Raw genomic sequence first — 26,167 nt, 5'->3', positions numbered from 1 at the left:
AAGTCTATTTGGATTTTTTGAAAATAGAATAAATCGTGATTCCAAAACCGATTAAAACCGTGGTTGGAGCCAAACGAATACGTCTGAAATTAAAAACATCTTCATTAAAAACATTCGGATCGTTGCTTCCTCCGCCAGACATTAAGATAAAGCCTAAGGCAATAACTCCTATTCCAATTAATAGAATTTTATAGTTAATTCCGTCAAAAAGGAATTCTTGTTTTGGTGCGTGTTCTTCTTTATTGTTGTTTTTCATTTTATTTCTTTTGTGCCGCTGAGCGTAGCCAAGGCTTTTTAAAAATTTGCAAACTAAAATCTATAATCTGCGATCTAAAGTTAATACAGATCGTCAGTTCTTAAATTTAGGAAACGTTGTGTGGCAAAGTGAGTACTTACCCAGGTAATCAAGACTCCTAATCCGAATACGGCTAATAATACCAGTCCAATTAAGGCTTTATCTTCTAAAATACCCAAGCCCGGGAAATTAGTTTCTACATAGAACAAAAGTCCGATAAGGGCAATAATAGCCAGACCGGCACCTAACATTCCTAATTTTACACTGCGCATTACAAATGGCTTACGGATAAACGATTTTGTTGCACCAACCATTTGCATCGTTTTGATGATAAAACGATTCGAATGAATAGATAAACGTAACGAACTGTTGATTAGCAGAACAGCAATAACCGCAAGGAAACCACTGATAATTAAAATCCACATACTTACTTTTTTGATATTGTCATTTACCAGATTAACCAATTGTTTATCATAAACAATATCTTCAATCATGGCGTTTTGACGTAGTTTGCTTTCTATTTTAAGGATACTGTCTCTTTCAACATAATCCGCTTTTAAGTGAATGTCGTAAGAATTTAATAAAGGGTTTTCACCTAAGAAAGTCAGGAAATCTTCTCCGATAATGTCAGTGTGTTCTTTTGCCGCTTTTTCTTTTGTTACGTAAACGAATGATCTTGCAAAAGGCGCTCTTTTTAGTTCCGTATTGAAAGCTTTTATCACGCTGTCATTAGCCTCGTTTTTAAAGAAAACCGTCATGGCAATTTTTTCTTTAAAATCATTAGCCAGTTTTTTAGAATTGATAATGAATAATCCCAGTACTCCTAGTAGGAATAAAACCAGAAATACACTTAATACAACCGAAAAATAAGAGGAAATTAACCTGCGCTTTTGAAATTTATCAAAGTTAGAACTCATAGTTTGCTTAAATTATGGGGTAAAAATAATAAAGAATTTCTTTATATGAAGTTAATAACGGCCAAAGTTTTAACTTTCGTACAATAAATGTACTAAATACAAACCAGAATAAAAAAAAGTGACAAAGACCTTGAAGTTTTGCCACTTTAGCGAATTGATATTCGAAGAATGATTATTTCACTTTGTAAACTTCGATGCTTTTTAGCCAGTAAACATGTCTTGGACCTGTTTTAATATCATTTTTACAGATCAAAATCATTTCTCCGCTCTTTACGGGTTTTCCGTTTTCTTCAAACAATACATAAGTGTTTTCTCCGGTAGGATTATTGAAAATCTCGGCCCATGAAAAAGTGGCTTTGTAATCGTCAGAAGCTCTGGCAACAATATAAAAATTGCGGTCTTTATGTCCGTTTTGTTTGATTTTTGCCTTTTCTAAAATGTCTTTTAATAAAACGCCTTTGGCAACTTTGTTGTCTTTTTTTACTTCTCCACTTTGGCAGACGACTTTAAAGTTGTCGATAGTGGTCACTTTCATTTTTCGTAAAGAGTCTACAGTTAATTGCAGTGGAAATTCAACATCGCCTTTTACCTCGATTTGATGATTGACCAATTTTAAACTGTCGGCAGGACTTAATGCTTTGTGCTCGTCTTTTTTGTCAGAGGTTGTGGTTTCAGGGATAACTTTGGCTTCTTTTTTTGGAGAGTTGCACATGATGCACCCAAAGGCAACGGATAAAACCAGAAGGTAAATTTTTGTTTTCATAAGGATTTTGATTTACTGTTTTTTGAATTAATTGTTGAAAAAGCGAAGTGTCACAAAGAAATTTCTGCCTTCTTCAGGATAACCTTCTGTAAGACTATAGTTTTTGTCGAACAGATTGTTTATTCCCGCATCGATGCTGAAATTTTTAAGGACCCTGACCGAACCGTAAAAATTAAATAAGGTATAATCCGGCACTCTTGTGCCGTAACTGGTGCTGAATCGGGATGAGTTAAATTCAGAATTGGCGATGAAACGGAGTGTTTTAATCGGTGAATATTCGATTGTTCCCATCGCTTTCGTATTGGGAACATCAGTGAAATGAATGGTTGGGGCTGTCAGATTGTTTCTTTCAAGATAGGTGTAATTAAAATTGAGCAGCAAATTCTCCAGTATCGGATAATTGATCTGTGCCTCGATTCCGAAATATTCTGCCTTACCAAAATTTTGCATTTGCGATTTTCCGGGTTGAACGTTGCTAACATTTAAAATAGCATCAGAAAGGGCACTGTAGAACACGGCCGTCTGAAAGGTTACTTTGTGAAATGCGTTTGCGGTATAATTGATTTCGTAGTTTGTTGCTTTTTCAGGTTTTAAATCCGGATTAGGAATGGCGGTTCCCATTCGATAAGAATACCGGTCTTTTATAGTCGCAAATCGGGTTTTTTGTGAAACGGTTGCGCCAAGTTTTTGATCGTCGTTTAATTTATAGAACAGTCCAATTTGTGTATTAAAAGCATCGCTTGCAGCTGCGGCCGGATAATCTGAAATTACTTTTGTAGTGGTGTTGTAGTCCTCAGCTTTTTTGTTTTTTCGGATGTTGTAACTAACACCTGGAATTATGGTGAAATGATTGGAAATCTTGTAAACATCTTCGATTCCAATTAAAATAGTATTGTCTACAAAACGGCGTACCGGTTCACCAAGATTGTTTTCGCGATGAACGTCTTCTTTAAAGTGAAAGGCAATTTTCAGATCATTTTTCGGGATGAACTGTGTATGGTATTCTAGGTTTCCTCCGTAAGTATAATCGTTGTAGTTGCTTTGAAAGGCTGAAGCTTTGGTTTGAGTTGAATAATTGGCGTCGTCATAACTGTCTAAGGTGTTTTTAAAACGATCGTAATATATTCTTGTTTTAAAACTGTTTTTAGTGTCAAAGTTAGAATTAGAAATGAAGTAATAACTTTCTTTGTCCCAATTTGGCCACTGCCAGTAGCGAGGTTTGGTTAAAAGAGGATTTTGGGTATCGTAACCCGTATAAACAGGATTTCCTTTTTCTCCCTGCTGGTTGATATAGCCTATAGCATATTCGTTTTTTTCGGTTGGTGTCCACCCAACTTTAAAACTTATTTTTTGATCGGTTCGATATGAGTTGTCTCGTTGTCCGCCGTCTTCATTTTTGGTCGGGACAAAATTGGAAGACATTCTAAAGGAATTTCGGTCTAGGTAGGAATAGCCTCCCTGAACATAAAATTGGCCCAGTTTAGAACCAATGTTTAGATTTCCTTTATAGCTGTTCGTATTAATCATTCCTAATGAGCCATTGTATTCCAGTTTTTCTGATGGTTTTCTGGAAATTAAGTTAATGGCCCCACCAAGGGAGTTTGGGCCATAAAGGACAGATGAAAAACCTTTAGAAACATCAATTGCTGCAAGATCAAAAGTGGTAAATCGGGCCAGATCGACATAGCCGTCGTAAGGAACATAAACAGGGATACCGTCCATATAAACTGGAACTTGTCTCAAATCAAATCCGCGAATAGAAACCATAGATTCATTTCGGGGTCCGGAAGCCGTCAAACTTACACCCGGCAGCATATTTAATGCTTTTGAGACTTCCATTTTATTTTGAGTTTCCATTGTTTTAGAAGTGACTCTGTTTAAAGTGTCTTTGTTTTGATGGTTGGTTATGATCACTTCTCCCAGCATGAAAATATTGGAAGTTTTTACCGAATCGACAGACATTGGGCTGTTTTGCTGGCTTAATCCGATAAGCGGAAAGAGTAAAAAAGGTATCATTTTTAGTTTCATAATATTTAAATGAATTTTCAGTATGTTTTAAAATGAATACTGATGATTAAAAAAGAGTTCAATTTTTAATTTTCTGTTGTTAACACTCAATGTGTTTTTTAAGGAATAGTGCGATCAACTTTTTTTATTCCTCTATTTCATAGGGTGTTAAATGTGTATTCTTTTTTATTTACCAAAAATAAGCCTTTTAAGTGCTTGTAAAATATGATTAAAATCATGCTTTAAACGGGTGGATTTTAAACGACATTTTTTAGTATAAGAGAAACTTCGTTAAGATTTGTATGAAGCGACTCTTTTAAAATTTTAAATGTTGGGTTTCTTTTTGAGCAAAGTCTTTAATGCGCTTTTCGATTTCGTAAAACAGTGTGATGGCTTTTTCTCCCGCTTCTGTTAGTTTTGCACCACCGCCGCCTTTTCCTCCCAGTAATTTTTCAACTAAGGGATTTTCGGCACGTCGATTCATTTCTTCAACCAATTGCCAGGCTTGTCTGTAGGCCATCTTCATTTCTTTTGCGGCATTGGTAATTGAACCTGTTTTGCGAATGTTTTCTAAAAGCCAGATTTTTCCAATTCCCAAAAAAGGACCGTCTGCCTCCTCAATCCAAAGTCGAACTTCAATTGAATATTTTTTAGGGGTACTCATTAACATCTAGATTAGTGACTATGTAAAAATAACTGTTTTGTTCTGATAATGTTTTTCTTATGATTGATTTTTTTAAAACAAAAGAACGGCAACTGTTCATTTAGAAAGTAAGTAAGGGTGGTTTTATTTTGTTACAAATAAGTATTTTGTTTTTTTATTTGTTTGTCAGTGAAATAGCTTTGGTACAATCTACAATAAATGTAAATTTGCGGCTTAATTAATTTAGTGAAAAGCTTAGAACCTTAGTAACTTAGAATCTTAGTCACTTAGAAATGAAATACAATCCAAACGAAATCGAAGAAAAATGGCAAAAATATTGGGCTGAGAACCAAACTTTTGCAGCAAAAAATAATTCTGAAAAACCCAAACATTATGTGTTGGATATGTTTCCTTATCCTTCAGGAGCAGGATTACACGTAGGACATCCTCTGGGTTATATTGCTTCAGATGTTTATTCTCGTTTCAAAAGGCATCAGGGTTTCAATGTTTTGCATCCAATGGGGTACGACAGTTTTGGATTGCCGGCAGAGCAATATGCGATTCAAACCGGGCAGCGTCCGGAAGATACCACACGTGTTAATATTGATGGTGGAGTAGATAAAGAAGGAAAACAAATCGCAGGATACAGAAAACAGTTGGATAAAATTGGATTTTCATTTGACTGGGGGCGTGAAGTACGAACTTCAAATCCGGACTATTATAAACATACACAATGGATTTTTATCCAGTTGTTTAATTCCTGGTATAACAAGAATGTTGACCAAGCAGAAGATATAACAACTTTAATTGCTCTTTTTGAAAAAGAAGGAAATGCAAATGTAAATGCAGTTTCTGATGATAACATTGGAACTTTCTCAGCTGAGGAGTGGAATGCTTTATCGGCTGACCAACAGGAGAAAATCCTTTTACAATACAGATTGACTTATTTGGCAGAAACAGAAGTAAACTGGTGTCCTGGTTTAGGAACAGTTTTAGCTAATGATGAAATCGTAAACGGTGTTTCAGAACGTGGTGGATTTCCGGTAATTCGTAAAAAAATGACGCAATGGAGTATGCGAATTTCAGCTTATGCAGAGCGCTTGCTTCAAGGTTTAAATGAAATTGATTGGAGCGAGTCTATCAAAGAATCACAAAGAAACTGGATAGGGAAATCTGTTGGTGCGTTAGTTAAGTTTCAAGTTTTAGGTTTCAAGTTTCAGGTTGATGCGCAAAGTGATGAGACTTTAAACGTGAAACCTGAAACCAATTTTATTGAAGTATTTACAACCCGCCCTGATACTATCTTTGGAGTGACTTTTATGACTTTGGCACCGGAACATGATTTGGTGGCTAAAATTACAACACCGGAACAAAAAGAGGCAGTTGAGGCGTATATCGAGAAAACAGCAAAACGTTCCGAGCGCGAGCGTATGGCTGATGTAAAAACCATTTCGGGAGTATTTACAGGAGCTTATGCAGAGCATCCATTTACGAAAGAACCAATTCCGGTTTGGATTGGGGATTATGTTTTGGCCGGATACGGAACAGGTGCTGTAATGGCAGTTCCTTGCGGAGATGAGAGAGATTATGCTTTTGCGAATTTCTTTAAAGGTCAGAACGGAATGCAGGAAATCAAAAATATTTTTGCCAACGTTGATATTTCTGAAGCTGCTTATGGTTCGAAAGACAATGTGGAGATCGCAAATTCTGATTTCCTAAACGGATTAAATTATAAAGAAGCTACTCAGGCTGCTATTACGGCGTTAGAAAAATTAGGACAGGGAATTGGAAAAACCAATTACCGTTTGCGTGATGCAGTTTTCTCCCGTCAGCGTTATTGGGGTGAGCCATTCCCGGTTTATTATGTGAATGGTCTTCCAAAAATGATTGATACGGAGCATTTACCAATTATTTTACCTGAAGTAGAGAAATATTTACCAACCGAAGATGGTTTGCCTCCATTAGGAAATGCAGCAGTTTGGGCTTGGGACACCACAAATAATAAAGTTGTCAATACCGATTTAGTAGATCATGCAACGATTTTTCCTTTAGAATTGAATACCATGCCGGGTTGGGCAGGAAGTTCATGGTACTGGATGCGTTATATGGATGCGCACAACGAAACCGAGTTTGCAGGCAAAGAAGCATTAGCGTACTGGGAAAGTGTTGATTTGTATATTGGAGGAAGTGAGCATGCAACCGGACACTTATTATATTCCCGTTTCTGGAACAAATTCTTAAAAGACAAAGGTTTTGCTCCAACCGAAGAACCATTCAAAAAACTGATCAATCAGGGAATGATTTTGGGAACGACTGCCTATGTTTATAGATTAGAAGGAACGAACACTTTTGTGTCTAAGAATAAAATTGGAGATCAGAATGTGCAACCGCTGCGTGTGGATGTTAATTTTGTAAACTCTTCAGATGAATTGGATGTAGAAAGATTTAAAAACTGGAGAGAAGATTTTAATACGGCAGAATTTGTTTTTGACGAAAACGGAAAATATATCGTCGGACGTGAAGTCGAGAAAATGTCAAAATCGTATTACAATGTAGTGACTCCGGATGATATTTGTAATGAGTACGGAGCCGATACCCTGCGTTTGTATGAAATGTTTTTAGGGCCGTTAGAGCAGGCAAAACCTTGGAATACGGCTGGAATCTCTGGAGTATTTGGTTTTCTTAAAAAGTTATGGAGATTATACTTTGATGATAATGGTCTAATCGTAAACAACGACGAACCAACAAAAGACAATTTAAAATCATTGCACAAAACCATTAAAAAAGCGGCAGATGACATCGAGAGTTTTTCTTTCAATACCTCTGTTTCTCAGTTTATGATTTGTGTGAATGAATTGTCTGCGCAAAACTGTCATTCGAGAGCTATTTTGGAGCCGTTAGCGATTTTAGTTTCGCCTTATGCACCGCATATTGCAGAGGAATTATGGCAGCAATTAGGAAATACAACTTCGATTTCAGAAGTTTCTTTCCCGGTTTTTGAAGCGAAACATCTGGTAGAAACAAGCAAAGAATATCCGGTTTCTTTCAACGGAAAAATGCGTTTCACCATCGAATTGTCTTTGGACTTAACCAAAGAGCAGATCGAGGAAATTGTCATGAAAGACGAAAGAACTTTACGTCAATTAGATGGGAAAACACCAAATAAAGTGATTATTGTTCCCGGTAAAATTATTAACCTTGTAGGGTAATAATTTTAAATATTTTTAAAATTCCAAATTCCAACTTTTGTTGGGGTTTGGAATTTTTTTTGCATTTATTTTTCAGCGACGAATTGCACAAATTTGCACAATTGTTTTTTGCGTTTAGTTTGTCATTTCGACCGAAGGGAGAAATCACACCAGTTAATCGACAAAGATTGTCGGCTTAGTTTGCGGAGTTTCTTGTGTGATTTACTTCGTCAATCGCTATCGCTCGAGTATCCTTTGTCGAAAGGATGAAAAAATCAGGTGTGAATGTTTTTTTAAAACAGCTCCAGCGGAGCAAAATATTTATAGCAAATGTAATTTTCCGGTATCAAGAAGCTCCGGCGGAGCGGAATATAAATATTTGAGACAGCCTCGTTTTATAGTTTTTTTGTATGGACCGGAATTGATATTGACGTGTGAGAAGATATTTTTTTATCCAAAAACAATAATTGTTTGTGGAGTATCTGAGCCCTTGTAAAGATTGGGGTTTAGGCCTATAGATGAAGGTTGAAATTTGGAATTTGGAACTTAAATTTTATTTTTTTTTAAAACGATTTGTAACATTTTGAAACATCTCGTATCCAAAAGGCGAATTTAACTAATAAACCATTTAACAACTTAAATCTATTAAAAATGAAAAAGTATATCATCTTAGTTATCGCCTTATTATTTTCAGCAGTATGTTTAAATGTATTTGCACAAACAAAATCATATCCGTTCGAAGTTCTTAAAACCGGAAAAGGAAAACAAGCCGTAGTATTTATTCCAGGATTTGCATCTTCCGGAGATGTGTGGAAGGAAACCAGAGCCAATTTAGAAAAAGATCATACCTGTTATACACTTACCATGGCAGGTTTTGCCGGAGTGAAACCACAGCCAAATGCAAGCTTCAAAAATTGGGAAACTGAAATTGCAGACTTCATCAAAACAAATAAAATCGAAAAGCCAATTGTAATTGGTCACAGTATGGGCGGAGGATTTGCATTGGCTTTGGCAGCAGATTATCCGGAATTGGTTGGTAAAATTGTTGTAGTAGACGCGCTTCCGTGTATGGCTGCTCTGATGGATCCTAATTTTAAATCAAAAGAAAATAACGACTGTTCGTCAATGGTGAATCAGATGACGGCTATGACGGAGACTCAGTTTTTAGACATGCAGAAAAAAACAATGCCAAGACTGGTTCAGGATGCTTCAAAAATTGATATGATAGTAGACTGGAGTGTAAAATCAGACCGAAAAACATTTGCCGAAATGTATTGCGATTTTTCTAATACTGATTTAAGAGAAAAAATCTCACAAGTAAAATGCCCATCATTGATTTTACTGGAATCATATTTTGTAAATTTAAAACCTGCTATTGAAGGACAGTATCAAAATTTAAAAACTGCTAATTTTCAATATGCCGGTAAAGGGTTACACTTTATTATGTATGATGATGCAGCGTGGTATTTAAATCAGGTGAATAATTTCGTAAAATAATACTAATGGAATTTGAAGTTATCTATAAAACGTATTGGGATAGGATTTTCAGGCTTTGCATGGGTTTTGTTAATGATTATGATATTGCTCAGGATTTGGCTCAGGAGACTTTTGTTATTGTCTGGCAAAAACTGGACACTTTTAGAAGCGAGTCGGGCATTGGAACCTGGATTTTTAGGATAGCTTCTAATAACTGTTTGCGGCAAATAGAAAAAGAAAAGCGTTTTCTTAAATCAGATCTTCCAGTGAATTTGCAGGAAGAGAAACAACAATCGTTAGAACCGCAAATCCAGTTTTTGTACCAGTGTATTGCTGAATTGCCAGAAACGGAACGTATTATTATTTCGCTCGAACTTGAGGAAGTAAAACAAGCTGAAATTGCCAAAATTGTGGGGCTTTCGGAAGCAAATACAAGAGTGAAAATTCGCAGGATAAAGGAAAAACTGACTCAAAAATTTAAGGAAAATGGACCAAAATAACAATATAGATTTCAAAGATTTGTGGAAAAAACAATCCGTAAGTCAGCCCGATATGAAAGATTTATTGGGGAGATTGAAAGAATTTAAAGCAGCCGGCCTTCGCCATCTGTGGATTACTAATATTTTGCTTTTGGCAACTACTGCATTTATTCTTTTTGTCTGGTACTACTATCAGCCGGAATTTATTTCTACCAAAATAGGAATTGTACTGGTGATTGTGGCTATGGTAATGTATGTTGGTGTTTATAATGGATTACTGGTCGGTTATAAAAATATTGATACCACGCAATCCAATCAGGAGTACCTGCAGCGATTGATTCTAATCCGAAAAAAACAGCAGTTTATGCAGTCGACGATTCTAAGTTTGTACTTCATTTTATTGGGTGTCGGGATTGGTTTGTATATGTATGAGTATACTTTGAGAATGCCCCTTGTTTATGCGTTGCTAACGTATGGAGTGGTATTGCTTTGGATAGGAGTGAACTGGTTTTACATTCGTCCGAAACAAATTAAAAAACAACAAGCAAAAATCAACGATCTGATTGGGAAATTTGAAGAAATCAATAAGCAATTGGAGTTGTAGAGAAAATTTTTAGCTTTTGTAAAGTCACTTGAGGAATACCCTGACGCCAAAATGTCAAAATGACATTTTTTGAATTTGGTTCAGAATTTGCGGTTTGTACTGTAAATCTAGTAATCAATCAAAAAAACAAAGATATGGGAAGTGGATATTTAATTCTTGCCGGAGCAATTATGTTGTTCAGCTGGATAGTGAGTTCAAGACTCAAGAGTAAATTTGAGCAGTATTCTAAACTGCAATTAAGAAATGGAATGAGTGGTGCTGAAATCGCCGAAAAGATGCTGGCTGATCATGGTATTAGAGATGTTCGAGTTATTTCGACACCTGGTCAGTTAACCGATCACTACAATCCTGCGGATAAAACCGTAAATTTAAGCGAGGTGGTTTACAACGAACGCAATGCGGCTGCGGCTGCGGTGGCTGCACACGAATGTGGTCATGCGGTGCAGCACGCTGTTGGTTATGAGTGGTTGACAATGCGTTCCAGATTGGTACCGATTGTAAGTGTCGCATCTAATTATGTACAATGGATTTTGTTAGCCGGAATTTTAATGATCAGAACCTTTCCGGGGCTATTGCTGATCGGAATTATCATTTTTGCTGCAACAACTTTATTTACAATTATTACGCTGCCGGTAGAGTATGATGCAAGTAACAGAGCATTGGCTTGGTTGGAAAATAAAAATATGCTTACGCAGCAAGAGCAAGCCGGAGCTAAGGATGCGTTGAAATGGGCAGCAAGAACCTATGTTGTTGCCGCTATCGGATCAATCGCAACCTTGTTGTACTATATCTCGGTCTATTCCGGAAGCAGAAGGAACTAAAGATACAAAATTCAAATTTTTAAAAATCCAAATTCCAACTTTGTTGGGTTTGGATTTTTTTTGCGCCGAATTCACAAGGGATTTAAATATTTAGTGAATTCGAGGCGGAAACTTTGAGTAAATCACTTTGGGATTTGGAATTTCAAAGATTGGAATTTTGTTTTTTAAAGCTGAATTTGCCTGTCGATTTGCTGATCCAGGGAAATAAAGGTTTCTGTTCTGGAAACGCCTTCTATTGCCTGAATTTTAGTGTTTAAAAGTTGCATTAAGTGTTCGTTATCGCGACAGATGATTTTAATCAATACCGACCAGTTTCCTGTGGTGTAGTGGCATTCTAAAACTTCAGGGATTTTTTTTAAATCTTTCACAGCTTCGGAGTTTCTGGAGGCTTTGTCCAGATAAACACCAACAAAGGCCATGGTGTTGTATCCCAATACTTTTGGATTAACGGTGAATTTAGAGCCTGAAATAACACCGGATTGTTCCAGTTTTTTCAATCGCTGATGAATGGCAGCTCCGGAAATACCTATTTTATTAGCAATTTGCAAAATGGGTTTTCGCGCATCGTCCATCAGGTAACGCAGGATTTCTTTGTCGATACCGTCAATTTCAATAATAAGGGAGTTGATCTTCATTGGAGTTTTGATTTGAAACTAAATTTAGTTATTTGGTTGTAGTTGTAAATCAAATGTACTCAAAATGATTTGAAAAATAAAATTCCAATCTTTGAAATTCCAAATTCCAAATGGAAACTGAAAATGCTGCTTGTTTCTCTTTGTTAGAGTTTTAGTGATTTAACAAAGATTGGGGAGAGCAATATTTTTAAAAATAAAAATTCCAAATTTCAACCCTAAAGTTGGAATTTGGAATTTAAATGTTGTTATTTTCTAAAAGGATTATTTTCCTTTGTTTGCTTCTGCAATATATTTCTCTAAAGCCATCGTCATTGAAGGTGTTTCAGGAGTTGGGGCAAGAATATCAATTCTTAAACCATGATCAAGCGCTTCTTTTTGAGTTGTGCTTCCAAAAACAGCAATTCTGGTATCGTTTTGTTTAAAGTCAGGAAAGTTTTTAAACAATGATTTGATTCCGGTTGGACTGAAGAAAGCCAAAACATCATAGTAAACATCAGCCAGATCAGACAGATCGCTCATTACTGTTTTGTAAAAAACAGCTTGTGCCCAATCTACTTTCAGATTGTTTAATGTTACAGGTGCATCAGCGTTTAACTGATCAGACGCCGGTAAAAGGAATTTTTCGTCTTTGTATTTTTTGATAAGCGGCGATAAATCTGCAAAGTCTTTTGCTCCCACGTAAATTTTACGCTTTCTATACACAACATACTTTTGCAGGTAGAATGCAACAGCTTCAGATTGGCAGAAATATTTTAATCCTTCAGGAACTTTATAACGCATCTCATCTGCTACTCTAAAAAAATGATCCACCGCATTACGGCTCGTCAAAATGATTGCAGTATAATGATTAAGATCGATTTTCTGTAATCGGATCTCTTTTGCATTAACCCCTTCCACATGAATAAATGGTCTGAAATCAATTTTTATTTTGTGTTTTTGTTGGAGCTCAAAGTAAGGAGAATTTTCCACTTTAGGTTCAGGCTGTGACACCAAAATTGTTTTCACTTTCATATTATAAACATTTACTAAGCCGCCTGTTTTGTAATCCAATAATACAGGAAATAATAAGGGGCTATTTCAAGAGCGCAAAGATATAAAATAAAATAAAATAACTTGCTGATTATTGCATTTTGATACGTTTTTATTGAAATAAAATAAGAGTACAGGCTAATACACAGCGAAATGGCGATTATTGCCAGGGGTACAATCTTAGGAATATTGTCATAATAAAACAAAACAGCATTAATAGGAAGGATTAAAACGCCTATATAGGTCCTGTAAGTTACTTTTTGTAAGTTAAAAAGTTCTGCAAATTCGTCAATGTTGAATGAAGTGGCTACAATTTTTTCAATTAAAAATTTTCCCAGAATAAAGTAAAGTAAAAAGGTAGCCAGCTGAATGAATAAAATCCAGTCTGTTTTCGATGCATATCCAAAAATGTGCATGGTAAGCTGGATGAAAAAAGCATACGAAACAACTTGTACAAAAAACAAACCAACCGTAAAACTGCTTCTTAAATGATTGTTGTCGCGATAGATTTTAGCATACTTGTCAGAAAAAATAAGCTTACTGAATTCGCTAAATCGGGTTTCGTAAGCTGATTTAGTCATGGCAACAACAGCAAAGGTCAACACGAATAAAAGTGTTGCCCAGTCTTTGTTTTCCAGAATTCGGGGGTGAAGTTGTTCAATCATAGCGATGCAAAATTAGTAATTTTTTGTATCAATAGTTTTATTATATATTTATTATGAATCAAATGCTATAAAAAGTTTACTTTTGCGGTGAAATTACTCAGAAAAATGAATGATTGTATTGTCATAATCCCCACTTACAACGAAATCGAAAATATTGAAAGCATAGTTAGAGCTGTACTTTCGCAACACAAACCTTTTCATCTTTTAATTATTGATGATAATTCGCCTGATCACACTGCCAATAAAGTAGTCGCATTACAGGAAGAATTTCCGGAACGGTTATTTTTAGAAAAAAGAGCTAAAAAATCCGGTTTAGGAACTGCCTATGTCCATGGTTTTAAATGGGCGTTAGAACGTCAGTACAATTTCATTTTTGAAATGGATGCTGATTTCTCGCATAATCCAAATGATCTTGAGAAATTGTTCGATGCCTGCCATTTTGGTGGAGCAGATTTAGCGATTGGTTCCCGATATGTAACAGGTGTAAATGTGGTGAACTGGCCCTTAAGCCGCGTTCTGATGTCGTATTTCGCTTCGGTGTATGTGAAGTTTATTACGGGAATGAAAATTCACGACGCAACGGCAGGTTTCGTTTGTTATAAACGAGAAGTGCTGGAAAAAATCAATCTCAATAAAATTAAATTCGTGGGTTATGCGTTTCAGATTGAAATGAAGTACAGAACCTATTGTGCTAAATTTGAAATTAAAGAGGTTCCGATTATCTTTACTGACAGAACAAAAGGAGTTTCTAAAATGAGCAATGCCATTATCAAAGAAGCTATACTGGGAGTGATTTCACTTCGATTGAAAAAACTAGTCAATACTTTATAAAGCTATGAAAATAAATAGGGTTCTAATAAAAAATGCCAAAATTGTAAACGAAGGATCTATTTTTGAAGGAGATGTTTTAATCGAAAACGATCTGATTGTTGAAGTGGCAGACAGCATCAGTTTAAAAACATCCGATTGTAAAGTAATCGATGCTGAAGGGAATTATTTAATTCCGGGAGCTATTGATGATCAGGTTCATTTTAGAGAACCGGGACTAACGCACAAAGGAGATATCGAGTCAGAGTCAAGAGCTGCGGTGGCTGGAGGAATTACATCTTTCATAGAGCAACCTAACACAGTTCCGAATGCTGTAACTCAGGAAATATTAGAAGATAAATATCAGGTTGCAGCAGTGAAATCATTTGCGAATTATTCGTTTATGATGGGGGCAACTAATGATAATCTGGAGGAAGTTCTAAAAACTAATCCAAAGAATGTTGCCGGAATAAAGATCTTTTTAGGATCTTCAACAGGAAATATGCTGGTAGATAATGAGGCAGTTTTAGAAAAGATTTTTTCAAGTACTCCGCTTTTAATCGCGGTACACTGTGAGGACGAAACGACGATTAAAAATAATTTACAGCTGTACAAAGAACAATATGGTGATGATATTCCGGTAACGGCACATCACTTAATTCGCAGTGAAGAGGCCTGTTATATTTCTTCTTCAAAAGCGGTAGCACTAGCGAAGAAAACAGGAGCTCGTTTGCATATTTTTCATCTTTCGACTGCGAAAGAAATGGAATTGTTTACCAATAAAATTCCACTTGAAGAAAAGAAAATTACTGCTGAAGTTTGTGTGCATCACTTGTGGTTTACAGACGAAGATTATAAAACCAAAGGGAATTTTATTAAATGGAATCCTGCGGTAAAAACAGCAGACGATAGAAAAGCATTATGGGAAGCTTTAAATGACGGACGTATTGATGTAATTGCAACCGATCATGCGCCGCATACTAAAGAAGAAAAAATGCAGCCTTATGTGAATGCTCCATCTGGGGGGCCGCTTGTGCAGCATGCGGTTGTAGCGATGTTTGAAGCGCACCATCAAGGGAAAATCAGCGTGGAGAAAATTGTGGAGAAAATGTGCCACAATCCGGCTAAACTTTTCAAAATAGAAAAAAGAGGTTTTATCAAAGAAGGTTATTTTGCCGACTTAGTGATTGTAAACCCAAGTTTGCCATGGAGTGTGAAACCTGAAAATATTCTGGCAAAATGCGGATGGTCGCCTTTTGAGAATTTTACTTTTAAGTCGAGAATTACACATACTTTTGTAAACGGTGAAATGGTTTACAATAACTTTAAAGTAAAAGACATTCGCGCAGGAAAACGTCTATTGTTTGACAGATAAAAAGCTGAAATGAAAAATTTTATAGTAATAATATTGGTGTTGTTTCTTTCTGTAAGTTGTAAAAAAGAGCTGGTAAAGCAGCCTGCAAAACTTATTGAGAAAGATAAAATGATTGATATTATGTATGATTTGTCTATCCTTGAAGCTATGAAATACCAGCATCCGGTTTCGGCAGATTCAGTTGAAACCAGCCCTACTGCTTTTATTTTGAAAAAATATAAAGTGGATAGTGTGCAATTTTCACAAAACAACCGTTACTACGCTGCCGATTATGAGAATTATAAAAGCATATTCGATGAAGTAGGAAAGCGTTTGGCTGTCAACCAGAGAGCTACAGATTCAATTGTGAAAATTGAAGAAAAGAAAGCAGCAAAAGAAAAGAAGAAACCTATAGTTAAAGATACGATCAAGAACAAGCTGAGCAAGACGAGCTTGGATTCTATCCGAAAAACAACACGATTAAAGAGATAGTTAAAGTCTCGAAACATCTTTTATGTACGCATGTACGTCCTGAAAAACCGTTCCTCCCAGAGCGGTTTTTATTTTTTCATTAGAATATAAATTACTGGAATAAGAAGCCTTTGCAGTTGCTTTTGTCAGGCGTCTTTTTTGAAAAAACAGAGTCGAAAAAAATCCGTCGGCAATCCAAAGGAAATTCATGAATAAGGGCGTGGCATGAATGGTTGGTCTTTTTACTTTTAAAGCATCGGCAATAGTATTCAGGATGTCCTTAAAAACAATATTGTCTGCAATTAAGGTAAAGCGTTCGTTTTTAATGTCACTTTTCATTAATACGTCAGCTATTTTTATGACATCCGTTATGGTGACAAATCCGGTACTTCCAAGAGTGTAAAAAGAAAGACCGTTTGCAACTTTTGCATAAAGCTCTGCGCTTCCTTGTATGTGAGTTTTGTTTTTTGGAATTGGCCCTAAAATAACACCCGGGTTTAAGATGATTACATCTAAACCTTCCTGTAAACCGCGCCAGACTTCCATTTCGGCTCCGTATTTAGAAATCGCGTAATCACTATGAGGCTTTTCGGGATTCCAGTCTGTTTCTTCAGTAATGTAAGTTTCGTGAGCTGCTAAATCACCTAAAGCAGCGATAGAGCTTATAAAGCAGAATTTTTTTACGTCTTTGGCAATAGAAAAATTAACCATATTGGCGGTTCCTTCGATATTGGTTTTTCGAAGCAGCTCTTCGTCTTTTGGATCAAATGAAATTAAAGCAGCACAATGGTAAACGTAATCAATACCTGAGAACGCAGTTTCCAAAGAGGGAACATCCAGGATATCGGCTTCAAGCCACTCTATTTTTTCAAACAGATCCACTTTTTTGTACAACTCAAAAACCGATTTGGTTTTTTGAATGTTATTTTGAGTTTTGTAAATAGCCCGAACACTTTCTCCATTCTCAATCAGATGAAGTAATAAATGTGCGCCAACTAAACCTGTACCTCCAGTTACTAATACCATTTTGTAAAGATAACTTTTTTGTTTTTAAGGTGCAAAAGCTCAAAGATGCAAAGGTCTGATTTTGCTATCAGCAATTGTAATCTTCTCTTTGTTACTAAGAATTTAGATGTTGAAATTGCTTTTTACCATTGATATTGAAACTGCTTTTTGTCATTGCCATTGTCATTGATTATATTTGCACAAATTATTTTAAAAATGAAGAATCTAGTTGAAGAATTAAAGTGGCGCGGGTTATATCATGATAGCATGCCAGGAACGGAAGAACAATTGCTAAAAGAGGTAACTGCTGCTTATATAGGTTTTGACCCAACAGCAGATTCGCTGCACATTGGCAGTATGGTTCAGATTATTTTATTGGTTCACTTAAAGAATTTTGGACATCAGCCTATCGCTTTGGTAGGAGGTGCTACCGGTATGATTGGTGATCCATCAGGGAAGTCTGATGAAAGAAATCTGTTGAACGAAGAAACTTTGGCTAAGAACGTTGCCGGTATCAAAAGTGTTTTGTCGCGTTTTCTTGACTTTAATTCAAAAGAAGCAAATGCTCCTGTTATGGTAAACAACTATGACTGGATGAAGGAATTCTCATTTATTGATTTTGCACGTGAAGTTGGAAAACGTATCACGGTAAATTATATGATGGCGAAGGATTCCGTTAAAAAGAGATTTGCCGGAGACGGTGTAGGAATGTCTTTTACAGAGTTTACCTATCAGTTAATTCAGGGTTACGATTTTTATCATTTATATAAAAATAACAATTGCGTGCTTCAAATGGGAGGTTCGGATCAATGGGGAAATATCACCACCGGAACGGAGTTGGTACGCAGAATGGGCGGAGAGAGTGCAAAAGCTTTTGCATTGACAACGCCATTGATTACAAAAGCAGACGGATCTAAATTTGGAAAATCTGAAGGTGGAAATGTTTGGTTGGATACTGATAAAACCTCAGTGTATAAATTTTACCAGTTTTGGGTGAATTCAACCGATGTTGATGCAGAGAAATACATCAAAATCTTTACGTTTTTAGATAAAGAAACGATTGATGCTTTAATCGAAGAGCACAGAACAGCTCCGCATTTAAGAGTTTTACAAAAGAAACTGGCAGAAGAAATTACCATTTTTGTTCACTCTGAAGAAGAATTGGAAAAAGCAATTCAGGCGTCGAATATTTTGTTTGGAAATTCTACAGCCGAAGATTTGAAAAAACTGGATGAAGCTACTTTTTTGGAAGTTTTTGACGGTGTTCCTCAGGCTGAAATCGCAAAAGCCGATTTAGAAAACGGTTTGGAGATTATTACGGTTTTAAACGAGAAAACGGGTTTCTTTAAATCAAACGGAGAAGCAAGACGTGCCTTAACCGCAAATTCGATCTCGGTGAACAGAGAAAAATAAAAGAAGATTTTGTCTTAACTGCAAATGATTTAATTAATAATCAGTTTGTGTTATTACAAAGCGGAAAGAAGAATTATTTTGTGATTAGAGTAAAGTAATCTTTGAGCCAGATCAAATATTTAAATTTTAAAGACCGTTTCAATACTTACTTTGGAACGGTTTTTTTTATCTGTTTTTTAGGGATTGTTTTGCGAAGTGTATAATCTAAAGTAAGCCCCTAACACTTATTTATCTCCTGGTTTTTAAGAGGTTCGTTTTCTTCTTGTGGCGTATTTTATTTGATACTCTTTGAAATCTGTTATTTCTTCTTTCAATTTCTTATTAGCATTTTTCAGCAAATCATTCTGGTGTCGCATGATACTGATCAAATCGTTCATTGCGTTTAGGTTTTCTAGCTGACTGTGAATTAATTCTTCCAATTGTAATTTCGTATAGGTGTTTCGTAGTGACATGTTTTTTAGTTTGGTTATCCGATTTTCTAAACAAACGTATTGATTTTCGGATAAAAATCCAAATCAAGTTTTAGATTTTCAGAAAAATTGTTCTGTTTTACTAGATTTATGTCTGTAAAAACAGATAATAATGACAGAATTAGGATTATTTTTTTCTAGAAAATCAGTAAATCGTTCAGATGTTTCCCGTAAAACCGGAATTAGTAAAACACGCTTGAGTGAATTAGCGAATAATACTAGTACAAAATTACGTGCAGACGAATTGTATTTGATTGCTTTGGCAATTGATGTCGATCCATGTGAATTATTAAAGGATGTTTGCAAAGGACTTAAACTTGTAGATTAAGGAATAAGGATAACACAGTCATAGCAGGAGGGTGCTTTAATTTAAATAATTGATCAGATTTATGGAAGAGCTTCTGGAACAAATTAAAAACTGCCGTGTTTGTGAAGATTACCTTAAAGATGGCGTAAATCCCGTTGTTGCTGCCAGCAGAAAGAGTAAAATTGTAATTATAGGGCAGGCACCAGGGCGAATCGTACACAATACAAATATTGCATGGAACGACAAAAGTGGAGACAATTTGAGGAATTGGCTGCAAATTGATAAAACAGTATTTTATAATACCGATAAGATAGCGTTGATGCCAATGGGTTTTTGCTTTCCGGGTACGGGAAAGACAGGAGATTTACCTCCACGTCCAGAGTGTGCACCATTATGGCATGAAAAAGTATTGAGATTAATGCCGGATGCAGAGCTTGTATTATTAATAGGGCAGTATTCGCAGAAATATTATTTAGGGGATACTATCAAAAATACATTGACCGAAACGGTACGAAATTTTGAAGATTATTTACCGTACTTTTTTCCTTTGCCGCATCCGTCACCGAGAAACAATATCTGGCAGGCCAAAAATGAATGGTTTCAGGATGTGGTTTTACCTCAGTTAAGAGAAAAAGTTAAAGAGATATTGCGAGAATAGCTTTTTAAAGAAATAAGCGTTTGTACTAGTGCCCAACTTTTTTAAAGTACTATTAAGTTACAGCCATGAATGTCGGAATTATCAAAGCGTCCTAAAAATACCTCAAAAGAGTTGTTGGGATATTTTTTAATCGATTTTTTACCGATTAAACGATTAACCAGATCAACGATTCAACTTTTACAAAACCATCAGGTTACAGCCACGAATATCAGAATTATCAAAACGTCCCAGTACCTCGAAAGAGTTGTTGGGATATTTTTTGCCTAAATCCTGAGTAGCAATAAAGGAACAGGAATTAATGTTGGCTAAATCGATAACGTTGATTCCTCCGGTTTTTCCGTCTTTAACGTAAGTGAGTGCATCTTCTGGATCACGAACTAAAATGTGCATCCATGACGGACACTCAAAAATACCTTCACCCAGAGAATAAGCTTGTCCCAGAAGTTCGGTCATGCCGTATTCCGAGTGAATAGCCGAAACACCGAAACCTGAACAAAGCTGCTCGTGTAATTCTTCACGAATCATTTCTTTTCGTTTGCCTTTCATACCGCCAGTCTCCATAATAATAGTATTCTGAAGATTGAATTGGTGTTTCTCAATCAGATCCAGTAAGGCATAAGTAACACCAATCAGGATTACATTTTGACCGGATTCGTCTAAAGCGGTTAATTTTTTTATAAGATCGTCGTGATTGTGCAGGTAGAACCCACTCTCAGGCTGATTGGAGAGTTTTATTAAATCTTCGACCATGTAAATTAACGAAGATCCATCGCGCTCGAGATAAGACGGTAAAAGCGCTAAAACAACGTAATCTTCGATATTGCCATAGAATTGTGAAAATCCATTGCGGTAACTCTCTTCGTAGAGACTTACATCAGTAACAATATGTCTGCTGGTGATTGCGCCTGTAGTTCCGCTGCTGGTAAAAGTTACCTGAGCAGGATTGTTATTAGAAACTACATGATGACTTTTGAAAAACTGAATAGGTAAAAAAGGAATTTGTTCCAATGATTTTACCTGTTGTGGATTTACTTTTAAAAAATCGCAAAAATCACGATAGACAACGTTATTCTCATGTTGAAAACGAAACACTTTTAGTGCTATTTTCTCAAATTGTTTCTGACTCGAAATCGTGAATATATCGTTGGCTGTGATCAAAACTTTTTTTGTGCAAAGATATTGTTTTTAGTGTTTAGTCACAGTATTCAGCCACAGTTTTCAGTTGTCATTTTAGGGTTTCGCAGAAACTGAAAACTGTGACTGCGACTGAAAACTAAAAAAGCTCTAATTTTCATTAGAGCTTTTGTGTTTTATCGAATAATGAGCTTTCGTGTTGCTGAAGCATTTTCTTCACTTATTTTGATGATGTAAACGCCTGGAACCAGATCAGAAACGTTTAATTCTCGAGAACTTAAATGTGTTTGAAGTACTTTTTTACCCAGAACATCAAAGATGATAATCTCTTTTTCTAAATCATTTTTAGAGGAGATAGTTACTTTTCCACCAGTTACGGGGTTAGGGTACAAGCTTAGACCCTCAATGGTTGCTACCTGTTGAGGTTTTGGTAATTGCTTACTGTCTTGTGCCGAAACACTAACAGTAAAGAAAAAAGCCAATAAGAAAGTAATATAAAAGTAATTTTTTGCCATCGCGTTATTTTGGTTAGTGTAAATATACAAAAAAAAGTACAAAAATTACACCAAAAAAAAACATCCTAAATATTTAGGATGTTTTTAACAGTTTCTACTCGAAGTAATTAGAAACCAACTACTACCGATGATTATCGATTATTGAAGTATGTCGTGATATTTAGGAATTTAATGCGATAAAAAAAGCTGCCTGAATTCAATTTCAGGCAGCTTCGTTTTTAATTTTTTGTATTTAATTACTTAGTCCAGTTTGCCCAACTTGGTAAGTCAGCACCAGCACCAGCTCCAACTGCACCAGTTGTAGTTCCTGATAATTTAGGACCAACTAAATTAGTTACAGAAGCTCCAAAAGTATAGTTTGTGATGGTAAAGTTACCAGCAGCAATGTTTGCAGTTGCACCAGCATCAGTAGACAATTTAGCTAAGTCTGCAGGCATTCCATTAGCAACATATAAGTTTGTGTAAGCTTGTTTTCCACCACCTTCTTTGTAGTTGATTGCTTTTTCGTCTGCTAAGAAAGCAGCATCACCTTTAACGATAGAGATATTAATGATTTTAGCGTTAGTCATTGGAACAGCTCCACTTGGATCTTTTGCGTTTGTAGATCCTTCAACACCTGCTTTAGTAACACCTTTAATATAAACGTTTGTAGCAGTACCTACCCATCCGTCAGCAAAATCTAATGAATCATCATAAGAGTTGATGATTGTAAGGTTAGTAGCGTTTACAGCTCCACCAAAAAACTCGATTCCGTCATCACCACTTTCAAAAGTGTAAATGTCAGATACTACAGTTCCAGAACCTACTCCGAAGAAAGAAACTCCATTGTATTCTTTTTCAGCAGTATATTTAGAACCTGTATAAGATATTTTTAAGAAGTTGATATTTCCAGAAGAATCTGCATTATCATTACCTCCGTAGCTTAAACCACCAACTTCAGTTGTACCGTTATCTCCAGTGTTTACTTTAGCATTACCAGCGATAATTAATCCACCCCAGTCACTTTGAGCAGGAGCTGCTTTTCCAGAGGTCATAATTACTGGTTTAGCGGCAGTACCGTTGATATTGATTTTAGCGTTTCTTTCTACAGCAATAAATAAAGATGTAGCAGGTGCAGTAGCAGAACTTTTAATTGTAGTTCCAGCAGGAATAATCAAAGTAGCTCCACCCTTAACAACTAAACCTCCAGTTAAAGTGTAAGTTTTAGTTGGGTCTAAAGTTACAGTACCGTCATTAATGTTTCCTTGTAAATCGTCAACTTTCAATACAAAAGTACTTGTGTTTTCGTTCTTTTTATTGTTGTCGTCAGAACTACAGCTTGTTAAAGCAAGTCCTAATATTGCAGCCATTGCAAATAATGATTTTTTCATTGTTGTTGTGTTTTATTGTTTTATTTATTCATGGCAAAGTAAATGAACATATGTTTTTGCTGAGTTAAGACCGCATTAACAATATATTAAGTATGCCGGATAATAAACAAAGCGGCTTAATGTAAAGTTTACATTGGATCATGGCTAATAAAAAAAGGTGATTAGCATTAGCTAATCACCTTTTGAGTTTTTATTGATTTCGTTTCTTTTAGAATGTGTAGCTTAAAGTAAGTCTGAAATCTGAACCTGCTTTATATGAAACTGCGGTAATATCACCAATAGATTCTTTTCCTGGTACTTTTCCCTGCTCTTGTACACGTTTGAAAGTTGGATTCAGGATGTTATTGTAAATAAGACCTAATTTTAAGTTTTTAGTTAAACTTGCATTAGCGATAAAGTCTAATTTGTTTACAGCTTTGTCAACCAGGTTACCTACTCTTGAAGTTCCAATAACAGCTAATTTATCTGAAAAATAAGAATAAGATATTGTTGCGCTGAAATCCTTTCCTTCTCTGTATTCATTTAAAAATGATAAGTTAGCATTTGCTAAAAAATTAGAAGCTCCTGTTAATTTACTTTCTGTAAAAGTAAAGTTTGCTCCAAAATCATTTTCGTTGTTTACTTTATCATTACTTAGGTCTTGGTTTGTGTATAAATAAGATCCGTTTGCGTCAAAAGTAAGTTTTGTCTTTAAGTTGTTGTCTTTTTCAATTTCAAAAATTTCTTTTTTAAATTCTACTTCAACTCCTGCTACTGTTGCTTTATCACCTGTATTTGCATAAGAAATGTCATTTGAAGAAGAGTTTAGGAACATTTCATTGATTGGATTTTGAATAATTTTTCCGAAAGCCGTTACAGAGATTAATTCTGAACTTTTCGGGAAGAATTCCCATCCTAAATCGAAGTTGTAATTTGTTGAAGCATATAATCTTGGGTTTCCTTCGTATGCTTGTGCAACATCTTCGTAAATAATTGGTACTTTTTCTTTAAACTGAGGAAGTGTATACGTTTTACTTGCAGAGAATTTTAAATTTTGCTTATCTGTCAAGGTGTATTTTGAGATTAAACTTGGTAAAATGTTAAACTTTGAATCATTAGAATTATCACCATTTGGAACTGTAGTGGTGATATAGAAAACATTTTGAGTTAATTGCTCTAATCTTGCTCCCAATATTACACTTAATCTATCCGTTAAAGAATATTGAACATTTGCAAATGCAGCATTAATATCTAAATTTCCATTGTACACTTGGTTAATTCTGTTTGAATAAGAAGAACCCCAATTTGCTTGATTTAAATACTTGTCTACGTGATGAATATCTTCTTTAGGGAAAGAAATGGTAGTTCTGTTCGGGAAGAATGAATATTGTTCCATGTTATAATCTACATCCTTGAACTTTCCTGAATAACCAACAGTTATTTTTCCTTTGTAGGTATCATCGCTTTTTTTGTTGAAATTATACGATAATGCAATATTTGCAGCGATTTCATTTTCCTTTAAGTCTTGAAAGAATCGGTGATTGTTGATGTTAGAGTTGGTGAAAAATGTATAATCTTTAGCATTAGGGGCGTATACAAAAGAGTTTTGCATACGATCCGGAATTGAACTGTTAGACATACTGTATCCTACTCCCCAGTTTAAATTCCACTGATCGTTGAATTTGTTTTTTCCTGTCAATTGATTTACAATTAATTGAGTTCTTTCAAAAGTTCCACGTTTGATAAAACCTGAAATTTGTTGAAGAGCGTCTCCGCCACCGTCAAAATTCTGGTTTGTTCCTTCGTACTCACTGTAATCCTGATCACTTGAATTTAAGAATAAAGAAGTGAAAAAGATTGAATTTTTGTTGTTGATTTTATAATCAGCAGTACCCATAACAGTTGTAGTGGTGCTATGTTTGTAAGACGTTCTGATAAAGTCAGAGAAGATGTCTCCATCAGAAGTAATTCCTCCTCTGCTGTATCCTTCTGTGTATTTGTTTTTTGCGCTAAATGAACCAGTAACAAAAGTACCGATTGAACTTTCGTCATTTATAGTAAATCTTTTACCGGCAGATAACGTATAAAAAGCATTTAATATATTCTTGTTTGCTTGTCTGTCCCAGCTTGTTGCATAGCTATATGGCTGAAGTGGAGCATTAGGAACACCAACTTTTTTAAATCCGGTATAAGTTGGTCCGTCTTGTAAGTAAAATTGATCCTGACTTAATACGTTTGTGTTAGCTCCTGTTCCAATTGAAAAAGTAACGAATGGTTTTCCATTGAATTTTTTTGCGCTAATATCAATATTTGCTCCTCCGAAATCTGCATAATTTTGAGATTCAAAAGTTTTACTAATTCCGATATTGTCTACAATATTTGTAGAGAAAATTTCCAACAAAATATTTTTGTTTGCCGGATTGTTTGATGGTAAAGGAAGGCCGTTTAAAGTAGTAACATTATAACGATCTCCTAATCCTCTTACGAAAACATTTCCCGAGTCATCCTGTTTTGAAACACCACTTACTTTAGCAACAGCATTTGCAACATCGTTAACTCCCTTTCTTGAAATTTCTTCAGCACCAATCGCAGCTTTAAATGCTACTGCATTTTTCTGTTCCAATAGCAGTGCTGATTCTTTTTGTTTGTTTACTGCCGATGATTTTACTACAACATCTTTAAGTGTAAAACTTCCTGACGAAAGTACCTGATTTACAGTGATTGTTTCATTTGCTTTTACAGTAACTGGTTTTTCTACAGATTCATATCCAACGAAACTAAAAATAATGATGTAATTTCCCGGATTTACATTTAAGGAATATTTTCCCTCAATGTCAGTGTTTGCGCTAATGTTTGTTCCCTTTAATAAAACATTTGCAAAAGGTAGGGCTTCATTGTTGGTTTCTTTGTCGGTTAATACACCAGAAATCGTACCTTTGTTTTGTGCGATCGAAATCGTACAGATGAATAATGTGATAAATAGAAATTTTAAATTGAATTTCATTTCAGTGTTGTGTTTAAATTTTTGTGCAAAGAAAAAGACGCTGTGTAAAGTTCATGTTAGCCACTTGTTATGTTTTCGTGTCGCGTAGATTATCAAATTGTTACCAGATTAAATTACCGTTAACCGCAATTTTTAACGGTCGTTTTATTAGTATATTT

24 protein-coding genes and 1 pseudogene are annotated in these 26,167 nt (G+C 35.5%); 11 read left to right on the top strand and 14 right to left on the bottom strand.

The genetic code is table 11. The features are described from left to right. Positions 1-4 precede the first annotated feature (4 nt). From M4I44_RS02765 to M4I44_RS02745, 5 genes are all read right to left on the bottom strand, one after another. The gene (locus M4I44_RS02765) at positions 5-256 is read right to left on the bottom strand and encodes a DUF3098 domain-containing protein (RefSeq protein WP_017496230.1); all 252 of its coding nucleotides are present in this window, start codon (positions 254-256) and stop codon (positions 5-7) included. Positions 257-336: 80 nt separating this feature from the next. Continuing rightward, positions 337-1,212: an ABC transporter permease gene (locus M4I44_RS02760; RefSeq protein ID WP_249966449.1), complete on the bottom strand. Its 876-nt coding sequence runs from the start codon at positions 1,210-1,212 to the stop codon at positions 337-339. A gap of 172 nt (positions 1,213-1,384) precedes the next feature. Further along, positions 1,385-1,975 carry a molybdopterin-dependent oxidoreductase gene (locus M4I44_RS02755; RefSeq protein WP_249966448.1) on the bottom strand — a complete coding sequence of 197 codons (591 nt, stop codon included), beginning with the start codon at positions 1,973-1,975 and terminating at the stop codon, positions 1,385-1,387. 27 nt (positions 1,976-2,002) lie between these two features. Then, positions 2,003-3,991, bottom strand: a complete 1,989-nt coding sequence (locus M4I44_RS02750; protein ID WP_249966447.1) for a TonB-dependent siderophore receptor — start codon at positions 3,989-3,991, stop codon at positions 2,003-2,005. A 307-nt stretch (positions 3,992-4,298) separates the two neighbouring features. Further along, a complete protein-coding gene (locus M4I44_RS02745) occupies positions 4,299-4,646 on the bottom strand; it encodes a winged helix-turn-helix domain-containing protein (RefSeq protein WP_157495802.1) in 348 nt (115 codons plus the stop codon). Between the two features lie 272 nt (positions 4,647-4,918). Here M4I44_RS02745 and leuS point away from each other — a divergent pair, with 272 nt between their 5' ends. The 5 genes from leuS to M4I44_RS02720 all read left to right on the top strand — a co-directional run bounded on the left by leuS (position 4,919) and on the right by M4I44_RS02720 (position 11,193). Then, complete coding sequence (gene leuS, locus M4I44_RS02740; RefSeq protein WP_249966446.1) at positions 4,919-7,834, top strand: leucine--tRNA ligase; 2,916 nt, start codon at positions 4,919-4,921, stop codon at positions 7,832-7,834. A 630-nt stretch (positions 7,835-8,464) separates the two neighbouring features. Continuing rightward, positions 8,465-9,310, top strand: coding sequence for an alpha/beta fold hydrolase (locus M4I44_RS02735; RefSeq protein ID WP_249966445.1), 846 nt, complete (start codon positions 8,465-8,467; stop codon positions 9,308-9,310). 5 nt (positions 9,311-9,315) lie between these two features. Beyond that, positions 9,316-9,789 (top strand): RNA polymerase sigma factor, encoded by a 474-nt coding sequence (locus tag M4I44_RS02730; RefSeq protein WP_249966444.1) that lies wholly within the window; start codon positions 9,316-9,318, stop codon positions 9,787-9,789. After that, entirely contained in the window at positions 9,776-10,372 is a 597-nt protein-coding gene (locus tag M4I44_RS02725; protein WP_249966443.1) for a hypothetical protein, read from the top strand. Before M4I44_RS02730 ends, M4I44_RS02725 begins: the two co-directional genes overlap by 14 nt. A gap of 134 nt (positions 10,373-10,506) precedes the next feature. Continuing rightward, on the top strand, positions 10,507-11,193 hold the full coding sequence (locus tag M4I44_RS02720; protein WP_017496221.1) for a zinc metallopeptidase: 687 nt from the start codon (positions 10,507-10,509) through the stop codon (positions 11,191-11,193). 164 nt (positions 11,194-11,357) lie between these two features. Here M4I44_RS02720 and M4I44_RS02715 read toward each other — a convergent pair whose 3' ends face one another. From M4I44_RS02715 to M4I44_RS02705, 3 genes are all read right to left on the bottom strand, one after another. Beyond that, complete coding sequence (locus tag M4I44_RS02715) at positions 11,358-11,828, bottom strand: Lrp/AsnC family transcriptional regulator (RefSeq protein ID WP_017496220.1); 471 nt, start codon at positions 11,826-11,828, stop codon at positions 11,358-11,360. A gap of 261 nt (positions 11,829-12,089) precedes the next feature. After that, positions 12,090-12,839 (bottom strand): uroporphyrinogen-III synthase, encoded by a 750-nt coding sequence (locus M4I44_RS02710; RefSeq protein ID WP_026109960.1) that lies wholly within the window; start codon positions 12,837-12,839, stop codon positions 12,090-12,092. Positions 12,840-12,853: 14 nt separating this feature from the next. Beyond that, positions 12,854-13,522, bottom strand: a complete 669-nt coding sequence (locus M4I44_RS02705) for a DUF4271 domain-containing protein (protein ID WP_017496218.1) — start codon at positions 13,520-13,522, stop codon at positions 12,854-12,856. A gap of 105 nt (positions 13,523-13,627) precedes the next feature. Between M4I44_RS02705 and M4I44_RS02700 the strand changes: the two genes are divergently transcribed. From M4I44_RS02700 to M4I44_RS02690, 3 genes are read left to right on the top strand one after another with little or no spacing between them, the layout of a single operon-like run. Next, positions 13,628-14,353: a polyprenol monophosphomannose synthase gene (locus M4I44_RS02700; protein WP_017496217.1), complete on the top strand. Its 726-nt coding sequence runs from the start codon at positions 13,628-13,630 to the stop codon at positions 14,351-14,353. 10 nt (positions 14,354-14,363) lie between these two features. Then, the gene (locus M4I44_RS02695; RefSeq protein WP_026109959.1) at positions 14,364-15,704 is read left to right on the top strand and encodes a dihydroorotase; all 1,341 of its coding nucleotides are present in this window, start codon (positions 14,364-14,366) and stop codon (positions 15,702-15,704) included. A 9-nt stretch (positions 15,705-15,713) separates the two neighbouring features. Beyond that, entirely contained in the window at positions 15,714-16,175 is a 462-nt protein-coding gene (locus tag M4I44_RS02690; protein ID WP_017496215.1) for a DUF4296 domain-containing protein, read from the top strand. Here the strand turns inward: M4I44_RS02690 and M4I44_RS02685 are convergent, their stop codons facing one another. Next, entirely contained in the window at positions 16,176-17,180 is a 1,005-nt protein-coding gene (locus M4I44_RS02685) for an NAD-dependent epimerase/dehydratase family protein (protein WP_249966442.1), read from the bottom strand. It abuts the gene before it with no gap. A 195-nt stretch (positions 17,181-17,375) separates the two neighbouring features. Between M4I44_RS02685 and tyrS the strand changes: the two are divergent. Beyond that, positions 17,376-18,670: pseudogene (gene tyrS / locus M4I44_RS02680) on the top strand (tyrosine--tRNA ligase). A 144-nt stretch (positions 18,671-18,814) separates the two neighbouring features. Here tyrS and M4I44_RS02675 read toward each other — a convergent pair. Further along, on the bottom strand, positions 18,815-19,024 hold the full coding sequence (locus M4I44_RS02675; protein WP_070906508.1) for a hypothetical protein: 210 nt from the start codon (positions 19,022-19,024) through the stop codon (positions 18,815-18,817). A gap of 130 nt (positions 19,025-19,154) precedes the next feature. Here M4I44_RS02675 and M4I44_RS02670 point away from each other — a divergent pair, with 130 nt between their 5' ends. Together M4I44_RS02670 and M4I44_RS02665 are read left to right on the top strand one after the other, a co-directional pair. After that, complete coding sequence (locus M4I44_RS02670) at positions 19,155-19,370, top strand: helix-turn-helix transcriptional regulator (protein WP_249966441.1); 216 nt, start codon at positions 19,155-19,157, stop codon at positions 19,368-19,370. A gap of 61 nt (positions 19,371-19,431) precedes the next feature. Then, the gene (locus tag M4I44_RS02665) at positions 19,432-20,007 is read left to right on the top strand and encodes a uracil-DNA glycosylase family protein (protein WP_249966440.1); all 576 of its coding nucleotides are present in this window, start codon (positions 19,432-19,434) and stop codon (positions 20,005-20,007) included. Between the two features lie 177 nt (positions 20,008-20,184). Here the strand turns inward: M4I44_RS02665 and M4I44_RS02660 are convergent, their stop codons facing one another. The 4 genes from M4I44_RS02660 to M4I44_RS02645 all read right to left on the bottom strand — a co-directional run bounded on the left by M4I44_RS02660 (position 20,185) and on the right by M4I44_RS02645 (position 26,009). Beyond that, on the bottom strand, positions 20,185-21,165 hold the full coding sequence (locus tag M4I44_RS02660; protein WP_249966439.1) for an acyl transferase: 981 nt from the start codon (positions 21,163-21,165) through the stop codon (positions 20,185-20,187). 152 nt (positions 21,166-21,317) lie between these two features. Continuing rightward, entirely contained in the window at positions 21,318-21,656 is a 339-nt protein-coding gene (locus M4I44_RS02655; RefSeq protein ID WP_017496209.1) for a T9SS type A sorting domain-containing protein, read from the bottom strand. A 236-nt stretch (positions 21,657-21,892) separates the two neighbouring features. After that, on the bottom strand, positions 21,893-23,026 hold the full coding sequence (locus M4I44_RS02650) for a hypothetical protein (RefSeq protein ID WP_249966438.1): 1,134 nt from the start codon (positions 23,024-23,026) through the stop codon (positions 21,893-21,895). A 208-nt stretch (positions 23,027-23,234) separates the two neighbouring features. Next, entirely contained in the window at positions 23,235-26,009 is a 2,775-nt protein-coding gene (locus tag M4I44_RS02645) for a TonB-dependent receptor (RefSeq protein ID WP_249966437.1), read from the bottom strand. Between the last annotated feature and the right edge of the window lie 158 nt (positions 26,010-26,167).

This window comes from Flavobacterium sp. B183 (assembly GCF_023539155.1).
GTDB classification, from domain to species: domain Bacteria; phylum Bacteroidota; class Bacteroidia; order Flavobacteriales; family Flavobacteriaceae; genus Flavobacterium; species Flavobacterium tructae.
This window is presented reverse-complemented; position numbering and strand designations above follow the sequence as displayed.